Source organism: Streptosporangium sp. NPDC087985, assembly GCF_044741965.1.
In the GTDB taxonomy this organism is placed as follows: domain Bacteria; phylum Actinomycetota; class Actinomycetes; order Streptosporangiales; family Streptosporangiaceae; genus Streptosporangium.
Genome location: NZ_JBIUTQ010000001.1, coordinates 739,065 through 752,970 on the forward strand (window position 1 = coordinate 739,065; position 13,906 = coordinate 752,970).

12 protein-coding genes and 1 tRNA gene are annotated in these 13,906 nt (G+C 65.9%); 7 read left to right on the top strand and 6 right to left on the bottom strand.

The window, feature by feature from the left end:
• Positions 1 to 18 precede the first annotated feature (18 nt).
• From ACIN94_RS03590 to ACIN94_RS03605, 4 genes are all read left to right on the top strand, one after another.
• Positions 19 to 2,679, top strand: coding sequence for an SNF2-related protein (locus ACIN94_RS03590; protein WP_400699084.1), 2,661 nt, complete (start codon positions 19 to 21; stop codon positions 2,677 to 2,679).
• Between the two features lie 343 nt (positions 2,680 to 3,022).
• On the top strand, positions 3,023 to 3,346 hold the full coding sequence (locus ACIN94_RS03595) for a hypothetical protein (protein ID WP_400699087.1): 324 nt from the start codon (positions 3,023 to 3,025) through the stop codon (positions 3,344 to 3,346).
• A 38-nt stretch (positions 3,347 to 3,384) separates the two neighbouring features.
• Complete coding sequence (locus ACIN94_RS03600) at positions 3,385 to 3,588, top strand: hypothetical protein (protein WP_400699089.1); 204 nt, start codon at positions 3,385 to 3,387, stop codon at positions 3,586 to 3,588.
• A gap of 51 nt (positions 3,589 to 3,639) precedes the next feature.
• Entirely contained in the window at positions 3,640 to 4,443 is an 804-nt protein-coding gene (locus ACIN94_RS03605) for a transposase (RefSeq protein WP_400699092.1), read from the top strand.
• Between the two features lie 148 nt (positions 4,444 to 4,591).
• Here ACIN94_RS03605 and ACIN94_RS03610 read toward each other — a convergent pair whose 3' ends face one another.
• Complete coding sequence (locus ACIN94_RS03610) at positions 4,592 to 6,394, bottom strand: DUF262 domain-containing protein (protein WP_400699095.1); 1,803 nt, start codon at positions 6,392 to 6,394, stop codon at positions 4,592 to 4,594.
• A 414-nt stretch (positions 6,395 to 6,808) separates the two neighbouring features.
• On the opposite strand from ACIN94_RS03610, the gene ACIN94_RS03615 reads away from it, so the two are divergent.
• On the top strand, positions 6,809 to 7,033 hold the full coding sequence (locus tag ACIN94_RS03615) for a transposase (protein WP_400699098.1): 225 nt from the start codon (positions 6,809 to 6,811) through the stop codon (positions 7,031 to 7,033).
• Positions 7,034 to 7,106: 73 nt separating this feature from the next.
• Here the strand turns inward: ACIN94_RS03615 and ACIN94_RS03620 are convergent, their stop codons facing one another.
• The 3 genes from ACIN94_RS03620 to ACIN94_RS03630 all read right to left on the bottom strand — a co-directional run bounded on the left by ACIN94_RS03620 (position 7,107) and on the right by ACIN94_RS03630 (position 10,195).
• On the bottom strand, positions 7,107 to 7,805 hold the full coding sequence (locus ACIN94_RS03620; RefSeq protein ID WP_400699101.1) for a hypothetical protein: 699 nt from the start codon (positions 7,803 to 7,805) through the stop codon (positions 7,107 to 7,109).
• Positions 7,802 to 9,751, bottom strand: coding sequence for a CHAT domain-containing protein (locus ACIN94_RS03625; RefSeq protein WP_400699104.1), 1,950 nt, complete (start codon positions 9,749 to 9,751; stop codon positions 7,802 to 7,804). The genes ACIN94_RS03620 and ACIN94_RS03625 overlap by 4 nt, the downstream gene beginning before the upstream one ends.
• Before the next feature lie 371 nt (positions 9,752 to 10,122).
• Positions 10,123 to 10,195 (bottom strand) — tRNA-Arg (locus ACIN94_RS03630).
• A gap of 154 nt (positions 10,196 to 10,349) precedes the next feature.
• On the opposite strand from ACIN94_RS03630, the gene ACIN94_RS03635 reads away from it, so the two are divergent.
• The gene (locus tag ACIN94_RS03635) at positions 10,350 to 10,985 is read left to right on the top strand and encodes a hypothetical protein (protein ID WP_400699107.1); all 636 of its coding nucleotides are present in this window, start codon (positions 10,350 to 10,352) and stop codon (positions 10,983 to 10,985) included.
• A gap of 173 nt (positions 10,986 to 11,158) precedes the next feature.
• Positions 11,159 to 12,271 carry a D-alanyl-D-alanine carboxypeptidase family protein gene (locus ACIN94_RS03640; RefSeq protein WP_400699110.1) on the top strand — a complete coding sequence of 371 codons (1,113 nt, stop codon included), beginning with the start codon at positions 11,159 to 11,161 and terminating at the stop codon, positions 12,269 to 12,271.
• A gap of 69 nt (positions 12,272 to 12,340) precedes the next feature.
• On the opposite strand, the gene ACIN94_RS03645 is transcribed toward ACIN94_RS03640, so the two are convergent.
• A complete protein-coding gene (locus ACIN94_RS03645) occupies positions 12,341 to 12,946 on the bottom strand; it encodes a flagellar biosynthesis protein FlgA (protein ID WP_400699112.1) in 606 nt (201 codons plus the stop codon).
• 136 nt (positions 12,947 to 13,082) lie between these two features.
• Positions 13,083 to 13,892 carry an S-methyl-5'-thioadenosine phosphorylase gene (locus ACIN94_RS03650; protein WP_400699115.1) on the bottom strand — a complete coding sequence of 270 codons (810 nt, stop codon included), beginning with the start codon at positions 13,890 to 13,892 and terminating at the stop codon, positions 13,083 to 13,085.
• Positions 13,893 to 13,906 lie beyond the last annotated feature (14 nt).

Below are 13,906 nucleotides of genomic sequence, written 5' to 3' on the forward strand. Positions count from 1 at the left end.
TCAATCCCGCAGCGAGGCATGAACAAGACAGAACGCGAACAGATTCGTCGCCTCGTGGCGGACTTCAAGCAGTGGGGTCAACGAGCTGCGGACGTGCAGGCCTGGCACCACGCTGTCCAGGACGCCGCCAGCAGCGGCGAGCGAGACTTGCGCTCACGCAGCGTCGAGATCACTCGGGCGGGCCAGGCCGCTTGGCGCGTGGTTCCACTCGAGATGAGCGACACAGGCGTCGTCAGGCACTTGTGGGATCGCGCGAACCTCCCTGCGACGACGGCCGACGACCGTGCCTTGCTGCGGCTGCTCACCGAAGACGTATCGCGCGCCATCGCCGACGTCGGCCCCTTGCTCGGCGTGCGTCGCTTCTTCACCGGATCGGCGAGGAAGCAGTCGGCGGACGCCGCAGGTGAGTTCCTGCGTCGTCAGCATACGGCGCTCACCGGGGCCAACGGACCCAGACGTCTGGAGCAGCTCGGCGTCTTCACCGCGCCCGTCGACCCGGCACGACTCGGGTTCAACGCGCTACTCGACCCGGCCCTCCGCTTCGACCTCGTCTCCGGGCGGATCGGCCCGGAGCCCGAGGTCTTGGACCGGTCGGTCGCCGAGGGCCTGTCCGAGGCACTGGCTGCCATCGCCAAGGTCATCGCGAGTGAAGCCTCGTACCGCTCGGCTGCGCGCGACGCGGGCGAGAAGGTCCGACGCGCCGAGGTCCAGCGAATTTTGCAGACAATGCCTGTGGACGCGTTGAGGACGGCCACCCGTGACCGCCTCCGACTGGGTGCACTTTCCGAGGCGGGCATCAGCACTGTGCAGGAGGTGCTGGACTGGGGCTGGTCTCTAAAGACAATTCCGGGCGTCGGGGAGACCTCAGCGCGGCACATGTTGGGAGCGGCGCAGACGCTCTGGCAGATGACGTACGACGAGATGCCCGTCCGCATCGATATCAACAGCCGCCATCCGGAGACCACCCACCTACTGCGCCGCCTCACCGAGTGGGACTCATACCGTCAGACCCAAGGCGCGTCAGCCGACCTCGAACGTGCAGCTGAGCTCGCACCCTTGCGGACAGTCATCAGAGGCGAGACGAGTCACCTTCTCGTGATGCCCACCAGAATGCTTACAACTGCAGGACTCCGCGAGAGCATCCAGATCGTCAAACGGCGAGCCGAGCTGCTCGGCGCATCGTCCGCATCCGGCCCGAAGAGCGTCGGCGCGGACCCGTGGGACGACTTCCTGGTCCGACCTGCCGACTATTTCGCCATGCTCTCCGAGCTCGGTTTCATCACCGAGGACGAGAACGCGGTGCATGGCGATCTCCCGGAGGAGATCATCGAGGCGGTGCGAGACCAAGCGCTCAGCGGTGAACACCTGACCGCATCGCTGCGGGGCTACCAGAGCTTCGCGGCCCGCTTCGCCCTCGTGCAGCGCAAGGTCATCATCGGGGACGAGATGGGCCTTGGCAAGACCGTCGAGGCCATCGCCGTGCTCGCCCACCTGCGCAGCCGGGGTGAGACCCATTTCCTGGTGGTGTGCCCGGCCGCAGTGGTGACCAACTGGGTCCGCGAGGTGACCAGCAAGTCGAAGCTCCGAGCGCACCGGATCCACGGGCCGGAGCGCGACCGCGCAGCCCGGACATGGGTGCGCGATGGCGGCGTCGCCGTCACTACATACGAGACCTTGGCGTGGTGGGAGCCAGCCCTGAAGGAGCTCCGCGATCTGGCGTGCATCGTGGTCGACGAAGCCCACTACATCAAGAATCCGCAGGCACTGCGAACGATCAGGACCAACGACCTCATCGCGCGCTCGGACCGCGCGATCCTCCTCACCGGCACGCCCCTGGAGAACAAGGTCGACGAGTTCCGCAATCTGGCGTCCTACGTGCGCCCTGACCTCACCGTCGATGCCACGGATCTCTCGCCGAGGACGTTCCGGCGGCAGATCGCGCCGGCGTACCTCCGCCGGAACCAGGAGGACGTGCTGACTGAACTTCCCGAGCTCATCGAGATTGAGGAATGGCTGCCCATGTCCGCAGCTGACGTTTCCCGCTACCGCGCGGCCGTCGAGCGTGGGAACTTCATGGCGATGCGCCAGGCGGCCATGCTCCAAGGACCCCAGTCCGAGAAAGTGCAACGACTGATCCAGATCGTCCGCGAGGCGGAGGAGAACGATCGGCGGGTCATCGTGTTCTCCCACTTCAGGGAAGTATTGGACCTGGTTGCCCGGTCGCTGCCGGGGCCGGTGTTCGGGCCGCTGACGGGGTCGGTGCCAGCGAGCCAACGCCAGCAGATGGTGGACCGGTTCTCGTCGGCCAAGAACGGCGCCGTTCTGGTTGCCCAGATCGTGGCCGGCGGCGTCGGGCTCAACATCCAGTCCGCATCCGTTGTCGTCATTTGTGAGCCTCAGCTCAAGCCCACCACCGAGGCCCAGGCCATAGCCCGCGCGCACCGGATGGGGCAGGTGCAGTCGGTGCAGGTCCACCGGTTGCTGTCCGAGGACAGTGTCGATCAACGGATCACCGAGCTGCTGGCCGGAAAGAAGCGGCTGTTCAACGACTTCGCCCGGGTCAGCGACATGGCTGACTCCACTCCCGAGGCGATGGACCTGTCCGAGGCTGAACTTGTCAGAGAGGTCGTGGCCGCTGAGCGCCAACGCCTTGTCGAACGTGCCTCTGTCGAGGCCTGACCTTGGCCTGCTCCGGCTGGCGCGGCTCGGTGCTCAAACCGAAGGCTGGGAGAACCAGTCTGGTTTCGAGTCGAGGGCCTGGGCTATGCCCCGTGAGCGAGCCGACCGACGTCGCTGGCGCAGCACGGCGTAGTGACGTTCACGTCTAATCCTGCCGTACTGCCAATCACGGCCGCGGGAACGACGACCACGCATCACCAGCTTCTGGACGTTCCCTCAACCTCGGCTATTCAGTTCAGCGAAGGTGGCCGGGTCTGGTCGTTGAATGAGAAAAGGTGCATCTGGCCTGCAAGGATGTGATTACTGATGTCATATCCACCGCAGGATCGGATGCACCTTTCTGGTGAACAACACTATCGGCTGGAACCACGGACTGTCGGTGTCCGCGACCGGAAAGAACCTCATCGGACACGCGGGAGCAGTACTGCTGCGCGGCTGCGCCGACCACACCGGGCTGACCACCGCCCTGAGCAAGGTGTTCACCAGCCCGGCGAAGCTCTGGGATCGCGGGATAGTGCTGATCTCGGTCGCGATGACGATCGCGTTGGGCGCCCGATGCATGTCCGACATCGAGCTGCTGATCCACCAGCAGGACGTGGGGGGCAACCGCCCTCGGACTCCACGGTGCGCCGGACTCTGGCAACCACTGGCGACCGGGCCACGCTGAGAAAGATCGCACGCGCCCGGGCGCAGGTCCGCAAGCACGTGTGGGAGTTGATCGCCGCGACCGGCAACGGCTTTCCCTGGCTGAACGTCGCGGGCAAGGTACTGACCGGCTGGGTCATCATCGACATCGACGCCACCATCATCGGCGCGCATTCGGCCAGCAGGGCGCCGCCGCCACGTTCAAGAAAACCTTCGGGTTCCATCCGCTCGGCGCCTGGTGTGCCAACACCGCCGAGTCCCTGACCATGCTGCTGCGCAGCGGGAACACCGGCTCCAAATACCGTGGCCGACCACGTGCAGGTGCTGACCGAGGCGATCAGGCAGATCCCGGCCGACTCCCGCGCCAAGATCCTGATCCGGATCGACGGCGCGGGCGCCACCCACGAACTGCTGGACGCGATCGGGGCGCTGAACACCACCCGGCGCACCGTGCGCTTCCTCGCCGGCTGGAAGATCACCGACGCCGACGAAGTAGCCATCGCGGCCCTGCCCGCCACCGCCTGGGAAGATGCCCTGCACCAAGACGGCACCGTCAACAGCGCCTGTCAGGTCGCCGAGCTCACCGGCCTGAACACCCGCACCGGCTGGCCGAGGCGGATGCGCCTGCTGGTGCGCCACACCCGGCCCTCCCGCCGCCGGCTGGCCAAACTCACCGCCTTGGAGAAGAAAACCGGCTGGCGCTATGTCATCATCGCCACCGACATCGGCCGCATGCGCGGTGTTGTCGGCTCCCACCACCCGCAGTGGCTCGACACTCTGGCCCGCCACCACGCCGACGTCGAAGACCAGGTCCGCGTCGGCAAGGCCATGGGCCTTTCCAACCTGCCGTCGGCGGACTGGACGGTCAACAGCGGCTGGGTTCTGGCCGCCAACCTCGCCGCCGACCTGACCGCCTGGATGTGCCTGCTGGGTCTGCACGACATCGACGGCCTGGCCGACGCCGAACCCGACACCCTGCGCTACCGGCTCTGGCACCTGCCCGCCAAGCTGGTGCGCCACGCCCGCCGCCGCATCTTGAAGATCAGCGCCACTTGGCCCTGGCGCGAGGCTTTTCTGACCTGCTGGCAGCGCCTGACCGCCCTACCCGCACCGACCTGACCACACCCTCGCCAACCCCGCGAGACGAAAGGCCCCCGCATCCCTCCCGGAGCCGTGGAACCCGGGCGCAGCCGCAGCGACACGCGAAGGCCCACCACCCTCACACGAGGGACAAAACGGGCAACCGATCACAGCAGGCGACCCTCGATCACCCCTGACGAATCGAGGCTGCCTCTTCGCTTGACGAGCCGTCCGGGTCGGCGACGCCAAGCAGTTTTATGAGGCGACTCCGCATGCGCTCGCGGCGATGGCCAAAGAAGTCCAGGAACGTTGAAATGTCCAACGGCAAGGACTCCAGATCGTTGTCACGAAGGTAGGTGTCACGCTGCTCCTGCGACGGGAACGCCTTGGCCAGCCACTGGTTCGGCAGCTTTGCCTGTTTCTCGATGTTCGGGATACCACCGATTAGCTGCAGGTTTGGGAGACAGTCGACTCTGGCCCGATAATCCTCAATGTGTTCCGCTGGGATACCGGCTTCACTCAAGCGCTTGGCAGTGAAACGCGACCTTGGAACGACGTGGTCCTCGTGGAACTCCTTGGAGAAGTCCAGCCCGGGGTACAGCAGCGACAGCACTGAGAACGTTCTCTGTCCGCCGTATTTCATTTCAAGCAGCTCATCAATCTCGGTCGCATCGAAGGAAAGCGATTTCCCTACGCCTGCCATCTCGCGCTCAAGCTCCGAGGTCGGGAAGCCACATTGGCCGTGGTCGTCGATGACACGCCGCAGTCGGGTCAGCAGGGTGTCGAGACCAGAACCCCAGATCCCTCGTTTGACTAATGAGCGAATCACCCACCGTTGTACCGCCTGACGGTCGGCGGCGTCAGCAGACGAATGCAGGTAACCGTCGGGCAGGTTTCGGCGACTCAAGTAGTAGGCGATCAGAATGACGACACTGTCGGCGGTCAGGGTCCGGCCTGTGAAACCAAATGTGTCGACAAGGGTCGCTGCTCGGATGAGCGAGGTCCGGGCGTGATCCCAGGTAGCCTCTACTTTCTTCATGTTGTCCTGGGTAAAGTTTGTGACCTGGAATCGGACATCGACTCCGCCGACCAGCAGCGCGGTTTTGAGCACCATGTCCTTCGAGAACCTGAACTCGCGTGATCCGCCCGTGTTGAGCTGCTGCACGAGGGTCCGGACCTCTTCGCGGGCATCGAGGTGTTCCCACTGGTTCGTGGCCATGGAGAGGAGCAGGTCAGAGTAGGACAAGGTGGTGCCGCCGCTGTTGACCCGTACGAAGATATCGAGCACCTTGTCCGGATCCTGGGAAGTCTCCAGATAGTAGTTGATGGGCTTAGCCGTACGGAACGCCTCGTACAGGTCGTACAGACGCTGGTGCGCGGCTTCGATGCTCTCCATGTCGATGCCCCGCGTCGTTAATTCGGCCAGCATCTTCGGCCCTGGCCCGGCCAGCGACATCACCCGGGTCAGTGGGTACCAGCCGTCCGGTTCGTCGGGCGCTGGCTTAGCCTCGTCCTCGGTGAGGAAGCGCAAGTCGTAGCAAAGCCCAAGCTCTTCAGGATCCGCGTGCGCCAGCAGATTAAGGTACAGACGCTTCTTCGGGAATGCGTCCGTGCTGTTCCACCACGCGTACTTCTTCTTGACTGCCAAGCTCCCGTAGACGGCGATGTTCAGCGCAGTAAGGCGCTGTTGGCCATCGAGGATCGCCAGCATGCCCTGTCCGGCTGGGACGATCGCTTTCGACGCGAACGGGCTGTCCCGCTCGTGGTAGTCGGTCAAGAAGTCGTAGAACGTGTAGGCCCCCGCCGTCTTGTGATCTACTTTCCAGATGAGGAAAGACCCGATCGGATAGCCCCGCATGAGGCTGTCGACGAGTCGGCGGATCTGGTCCGCATCCCACACGAACTCCCGTTGAATCGCTGGCAGCAGGTAGTCCTTGTGATGGATTCCCCGAAGGATCTCGTCCACTGGCACCGGAGTCTGAAAGCTCACTGTCGACCTCCCGAGCTAGGACCTCGTCTGAGCAACCACAATGAACGGTGTGACCCTACTGCTGCAACCAGCTGACGTGTCCGCACATGAGACAGTTTGGTGGGGGACTGTCCCGTCGGACGCGGTGCTTCCCTTCCTGGACGTCGTCACTACTGCGCTGCGGGCTCGTCGGGCCGAACACCAGGCGGCATGAGAGGCGGCGGGGGATACGTGGCGGGAAACGGGCCTCGTGTTCACGACCGCGGGCGGCCGACCAGTCGAACCATCGAGTTTCCGCCGTAGTTTCAAGAACGCGTGCGGCAAGGCGAGTGTCCGGAGGGTCCATCACACCACACACTGTCCGGAATGATCTCGGCCCCTCAGGCAGTCTTCCCGAACACGTCAGCGCCCCGATGCGGGCCTGGATCGCCGCGCGTGCCGACTGGCTGCTGGGTTTACCGGCTGCCGCCGTACGCCCCTGAACTGAATCCCGCCGAAGGCGTCTGGTCCAACCTGCGTACCAAGATCCTCAACTTCGCCGTCGGCATCGATCAGCTCACCATCCTGATCAAGAACCGGCTCAAATCCATGCAGTACCAGTCGGACCTGCTGGACGGGTTCATCGCCGAGACCGGACTCGTGATCTTCGATCCGGGGTAACCCCCGGCTTTCTTGTTCAGTACGTCCGTCCGAGATCACCAGATCACGTCTCTCTGGCTGAGATAGTCGTCTTTCACTGTGAACGGAGATTGATTATTCGAAGTACGGGAGGCAATTCAGCCCGGTAGGGGATAATGCCTAGGCGCCGGTGTCTGACGGTGGCCGCCACGGAAATCCGAGCCCGCGTGGGTGCCCCGGCGGGAGTCTTGACGATGACGGTGAGCGTCTCGTCACCGATCAATGGCGTACTGCTGGTCTTGCGAAATCTCCACTCAGGATCGCTGTCCCGCTCGCCCATCCCCACTACGAAGAGCTCCTCGTGTTCACCTTCCGGGGAGAACTCCACACTGGACTCGACAATGGCGAGCTTGGCGGTCAGCGCGATTCGCGCCGCTCGTCTTGCTGGAACCAAGCGTTTCTTGGGTGATATCGACCATGCAATCGGTTGCTGATCGTCCGCCTTGCCGGGAGACTCCAGCTGTATGCCGACGGCCGCGTCGACGAAGGGATCGCCGTTCCCGGTAGGCCGGAATGCGCACACCATGCTCAGCATGAAGTAATCGCTGTGGGGTGACTCCGATTTAAGGAAATCACTCCACTCCTCTTCACCCGCCGCGGCCTCCTCTGCTGTCAGCGCCCGCACGACCGCGCCGAGAGACACCCTCTCCTTCAGGTGGGGCGGTGACGCGGGCGCGTTCAGTCGTGGCTCGGCCACCAGCTCAATGTCATGGAGAATAGGCGCAGCCGTGTCTAGGTCCAGATAGTGGATCAAAGTGCTCCTTGAGTCGATTCCGCGGCGCGCCAGTCACCGATGAAACAGAAAGCACCCCAGTCACGGTAGGCCGCATAAAGGTTGCGCGTGTGGGTCTGCGCGGCTCGGAAAGCGGACCTTCGGTCGGGGTTCGTGGAGAGCTGCTCGTACAGCGCGGTGAAGAAAACCGTAGCCACCTGCGGGTGTACTGGCCAGAGGCATCCGATGACGGCCGAAGCGCCAGCTGCCATGAAAGCGGCGGGCAGGCCGCGCAGGTTGTCGTTGAGGTCGAACCGGCCCAGCGCCGACTCACACGAACTCATGGTGACAAGTTCGACGCCGCGCAAATCGGTCCGAAGGATGTCGTGGGCAAAGACGCGGCCGTCGGTATCCGTAGCCGGTGACAGGAACAAGCACTGGTACCACGAAGCCCACTCGTTGTGTGCTCCGTGGGCCGCCACATGGACATAGCGAGCGTTGGCGAGGTCGGCGAGGAAGCGACGGGGCGTAACGGCGTTTCTCAGCACCGCAGTGCCGCCCATAGCGTTCGCCACCATTGACGCCTGCTGTTCCAAGGCTTCCTGGGAATCCAAGCCGTGCCGGGCGCCGCCGTCAGCCGACGCGAACGCGACCAAGCCTCGTTTCTCGGAGGGTGAGGTGTGCAGGATGGGGCGCAAGAAGGACAGGCTCGGTATTTGCGTGACGATCCAGTCATCGGCCACGGGCTTGCCTGCCACAGACAGGAGGTGGAAGGGCACATAGTGCAATGGCCCGTTCGGCCAGATACACAGGTGGCGTTTGCCCTGCGCGCGCCAACGGGGCAGGCAAGCTGCGAGACCGGCGAGGCAGTGGTGGCTTGCCTCGGAGAGCTGCTGCTGGGCATCACGGCTCACCGGGCGGTGTAGTGGGTCGGTGACCACAGCTTGCCGCAGCGCCGTGATGGGGCCGACCGAAGGGTGGGCGAAGAGCGTATGCCCTGCGCGAGTGAACTCCATCAACCCGCCATGGACGTCTTGCATAGCCATAGTGCGGTGATCAAATCCCTCGCGGGTCACGGCTAGGCCCTGGGTGCTTGCCCGTGGCGTGCCGGTGGTGCCGTCACGCATCTCAGCGAGGAATAAGGAGATCAGGACGGTGTCCTCGGGCAACACTGCCTGCACTTCGTCAAGCCCAATTAGGCGGTTCCGCAGTAAATTCCGGGTCATGTGGAGGTTGCTACTGATCCAGCGATCAGTTACGCGCTGCAGATTGCGTTGCCGTGCCTCGGGGTCGCTCTCCGGTTCGGCTTCGCCGGAACCCACGTAGTAGAGCATGGCGCTCTCGACACCGAAAGGAAACTCCGGATCAGGGGGGAGGGACGCACGAGTCTCGGCCCCGTCCAGGCGTTGGCGGAGCCGTGAGGAAGGTATGAGTGGGCCGGGAGATTCTATGGCGAGAGTGAAGTCCATGCCCTTGGCTGCCTGGTGCAGGAGAATCATCGCGTTGAGGTCCGCTGTTGAACCGCACATGGTGTACCCGAGGCGCTGATACAAGTTGTGAAGCTCCGAGCCGATCGTCTCGTCTGTGCTTGCCCTCAGAGCTATCGAACCCTGAATCAAGGCTGAGGCCGCTCGGCTCGCAGCTAGGCCTTCGTACTTCTGCACACAGTTCAACCCAGAGTGAAGGCAGTTGAGAGCTAGATCGTCTTGCTCGCACAAGACGAACTGGGCAGCGGCTATCGCGAAGTGTTCAGCGGCAGCTTCCCAGGCTTCGGTATCTTCGGCACGCGTCGCCATGTCGTAAACCAGGCTGGCGAGGAGATAGGCGACGGCCTCAACATGTCGATTGCCCCACTCCGCCGGGCCCGTTTGCATCGCTTCGATTGTTAGTGCCCGACCGAACTCCTGCTCACCGTCTTTCAGCGAGTGCGCGGCCAGGTGGACGAGCGTTGCCGCACACTCCTCCGGAGCCCACTTCTCGGTCTGCATCAGAGAGCGGAGCCGCGCTTCCGATGTGCGCGTGGGAACCTCTCTCGGAGGGCACCGGAACCGATTCCCGGGCAGGTAGTGGACTTGACTGGTCCAGCGCAGGCGAAGTTCCTCGCTCACGTTAGGTCTCTTCCCCTGGGCGCCGTCAACAGCGGCACCTTCCTACCACTCGCGACGGCTTGTCAGCGATGTCTCTGGTCGCGCTGCTGCTCGGGGATAGCTGCGAACTGCGGATATGCCGGCAAGATCGTCCCGCGTATGTCCCGCGACCGCTGACATATGGCTGCCCACGGCGGCACCCGGCTGCATGTGATCGTTAAAAGAGGGTGCGCTAAGCCCCAGGTCGAGGGCATGGTCGCTGGTAAGAAGAGTGCCCCCGGCATGATTCGAACATGCGACACCCGCTTTAGGAGAGCGGTGCTCTATCCCCTGAGCTACGGAGGCAGGGGCTACAGGTAAGAGTAGCGAAAACGGCGAGTGGATGTGCGGCTGGAGGGTGGGTGGGTGACGAATGATGGGTCATCACTTCACTGATCTGCGGTAAAGAGAGGGTAAGTGGGCGGAAATCTCGGGTCATGCATGGCTAGCGTCGCCGTCCGTGACTGAACAGCGACGGAAGCGGATCCGGGGGCGTCGCGCGCTGCAGCCGCTGGTGCTGTGTGGGGCGATGCTGGCGCCTGCGCTTCTGGCGGGCGGTCTCCTGACGGCCGAGCTCGAGAGGCGCGACGAGAGCTCTCGGGAGGCTGCCGCCGTGGCGGGCTCTCCGGGGAACGGGGCCGTCGTCGTGCCGGTGGTGATGCCGTCGGTCCGGGATGGGGCCTTCGAGCCGAGGCTGGTGCCCCCCTTCTCCGGCCGGAGGTACGAGATCCGGGCGTCCAGGGGCGGGATGGACGTGCGTCGCTCCACGGCGGAGATCGTCCCGGTGGATGTTCCCGACACCGTGCGGAAAGATGCGCGCCGGCTGCCCGGAACGCGGACGCCAGGCCTGCCCGGAACGCGGACGCCCGGGCCGGCCGGAGTGCGGACGCCTGGAGTGCGGACGCCCGGGCCGGCCGGGACGCGGACGCCCAGGCTGTTCGGAGCACGGGTACGGACGCTCGGGCTGGCCGGGATCCCCCGGATGAGGTGGATGCCACCGAAGCATGGGCGGACGCTCCGGTTCAGATGCCCGGTCGAATGGCGGGAGACCTGGCTGTGGAAGGTCTGCCGGGAGCGGGAGCGGCGGGAGGCCTGAGGGGTCGGGTCGTCAAACGGGGTGTTCTACGCATATCGGCTGAGGGGAGTCTGGCTCGGACACTCGGCGAGCTGTAGTAGCGTGCGTGCCTGACCCAGGTCACGAGTTCGCAAACGGAGGGGTCGAACGTGCCACCTCGTCGATCAGCGGGTCTGATCGCCGTTGTCGCGACCATGATCTCCCTTTTGCCGGGGGCCGCTGCCGCAGAGCGGGCGCCGATGGAGACCAGGTCCGTCGCCACCCACGAGCCCGTGAGTCTCGCCGCTCACCAATTCGCGGGTCTCCCCGCTCACCAGTCCGTGAGTCTCTCCGAGCTGCGCCGTGACCCCACGAACCTCACCGAGCTGCGCCGTGAGGCGGAGAGGGCGTCCAAGGACCTGGAGAACGCGACGAAGGCGCTGGAGCAGCGGCGGGCCAAGATCCAGGCCTCGCAGAAGGAGCTCACCGCCAAGTTGCGCGAGCTGCAGGTCGCGGAGAAGGCCTTCGCCCAGGTGCGGCAGCCGCTGTCGGACCTCGTCGGGCAGCTCTACCAGCAGTCCACAGGCAGCGACCTGGCCGCGTTCCTGTCCGGCGCGGCCGACGGGTCGACCCTGCGGGCCATGGCCGACGTCTCCCAGCTCGTGGCCGAGCGGGAGCAGTTCCTCCAGGACACCGGCAAACTGCAGGCCGAGCGTGAACGGCTGGCCGCCCAGGCGCAGGAGCTGCGGGCGACCAGCCTGCTGGCGGAGGCGCAGATGGGTGCCGAGATCGAGACGCTCAGGGTGCGTTCGGACAAGATTGTGAAATCGCTGTCCCAGGCTCTGGTGAAGCTGGGAGTGAAGATCGACAAGGGAGGGCAGCCCGCGGCGGGCTGTGCTCCGACCAAGGCGTTGTCGGCGAACGAGTTCGCCAACGGGCTGATCCCGAAGGCCTACCTGTGCCCCCTCCAGCAGCCGGGCAACGAGTTGCGGGGGGACGCGGCGCTCGCGTTCATCAGCCTCAACGAGGCATACCGGAGGCAGTTCGGCACCCCCATGTGCGTGACCGACAGCTACCGGAGCCTGGCCGAGCAGCAGTCGGTCTACTACCGCCGCCCAGGCTTCGCCGCCATCCCGGGCCGGAGCAACCATGGTCTGGGGCTCGCCGTCGACCTGTGCGGCGGGGTCGAACGCTTCCGGTCGCCCCAGTTCAACTGGGTGGAGGCCAACGGTAAGAAGTTCGGCTGGTTCCACCCGCAGTGGGCCTATGTCAGCCCGTTCGAGCCCTGGCACTGGGAGTACGACCCGGAGCTGGGCTCTCTGCTGTAGACCGTCACCTCACCGGGGCGGCACGGAGAGCGGTGGGCGGTGGCCGCGAGGAGTTCGGCGCCCTGCCCGTCAGCCCCGGTGATGGTTGATCGTGATCGACAGGTGCCCGCCCGCCTGGGCCGAGGCGAGTTCGACGGCCTGGTCGGAGGTTGTCGCCAGCACGATGAGCGCGCCCTGGCCCTGTTCCCCGCCCGGAGTGGTGAGGACCGTGACGTCTTCGGCCACGGTCCGGGCGGGGGCGGCGCCCTCCCAGGTGGAGGGGGCGGCGAGAACGTTCACGACGTCGCCGGGGGAGAGCAGGCGCGCGGTCTCCGGGTCGGCGACCCGGACGGGGGTGGCGACCGTTCCCGGGCCGTAGGCGGCGAGCAGGCTTGGGCCGAGCAGCCGGGCGTCCGTCAGCGCTTCCCCACGGCGCATGGGACCGGCCAGGACCCTCCCGGCGACCGGCGTGCCGGGCTTCACGGCGCCGTCGGGCACCGTGTCGGGCCGCAGGGCGACCGTCTTCAGGTCGGCGGCCTCCAGCGTGCCGCCGGGGAGGTCACGGGCCGCGGCGAGAACGGTCACCGAGGCGGTGTCCGGCCGCAGGCCGACGAGGGCGCATACCGTCGCCAGGGCGGCGACGGCGGCGGCGATGAGGCGATGGCGACGGCCGAGGAGACGGCGGAAGGCGCGCATGACTGACTCCAGCGGGGGAGAGCCGGGCGGCGCGGAGCCCGTGACGGGGTGCTCCGCCGTACGGCGGAGCGGGGCCGGGTGCTCTGCCGTACGGCGGAGCGGGGCGGGTGCCCTTGTACGGCGGAGCGGGGCGGGGTTACCGGGGGAGGTCGAAGGGGAGCTTGAGGCCGTCCAGCACGCTGCCGCAGGCGCAGGTGCGCTCCTCGGGCAGGGCGGTGACGACGTCGGTGACGAGGGAGCGCATGCGGGCGATGTTGGTACCGAAGAAGGCGAGGACCTCCTCGTGGGTCACTCCCTCGCCGGCCTCGACTCCGGCGTCGTGGTCGGTGACCAGGGACAGCGAGGTGTAGCAGAGGGCCAGCTCACGGGCGAGCACGGCCTCGGGGAAGCCGGTCATGCCGACGACCGTCCAGCCGTTGGCGGTGAACCAGCGGGACTCGGCGCGAGTGGAGAAGCGGGGGCCTTCGATGACCACCAGGGTGCCGCCGTCGACCAGGTCCCACTGGGAGGTCTGGGCGGTGGAGACGGCCGCCGCCCGGCCGGTCGGGCAGTAGGGGTCGGCGAAGGAGACGTGCACGACGCCGTCGGTGTCGTAGTAGGTCTGCACGCGGCCGGAGGTGCGGTCGACGAACTGGTCCGGGACGACCAGGGTGCCGGGGCCGACCTCGGGGCGGAGGGAGCCGACGGCGCTGGGGGCCAGAACCTGGCGGACGCCGAGGGAGCGCAGGGCCCACAGGTTGGCGCGGTAGGGGATGCGGTGGGGCGAGAAACGGTGGTCGCGGCCGTGCCGGGGCAGGAAGGCCACCGAACGGGACCCGATCCTGCCGACGGTGATGACGTCGCTGGGAGGGCCGTAGGGGGTGGTGACCTCGACCTCCGTGGCGTCGTCGAGCAGGGAGTAGAAGCCCGAGCCGCCGATGACCCCGATGTCCGCGCGAGTAACCATGTCGCAGAGATTAG

Excerpts from the sequence above, each read along its gene's own strand:
- ACIN94_RS03650 (WP_400699115.1), bottom strand. The coding sequence starts at position 13,892 with ATGGTTACTCGCGCGGACATCGGGGTCATCGGCGGCTCGGGCTTCTAC.
- ACIN94_RS03590 (WP_400699084.1), top strand. The coding sequence starts at position 19 with ATGAACAAGACAGAACGCGAACAGATTCGTCGCCTCGTGGCGGACTTC.
- ACIN94_RS03645 (WP_400699112.1), bottom strand. The coding sequence starts at position 12,946 with ATGCGCGCCTTCCGCCGTCTCCTCGGCCGTCGCCATCGCCTCATCGCC.
- ACIN94_RS03625 (WP_400699104.1), bottom strand. The coding sequence starts at position 9,751 with ATGCAGACCGAGAAGTGGGCTCCGGAGGAGTGTGCGGCAACGCTCGTC.
- ACIN94_RS03640 (WP_400699110.1), top strand. The coding sequence starts at position 11,159 with ATGATCTCCCTTTTGCCGGGGGCCGCTGCCGCAGAGCGGGCGCCGATG.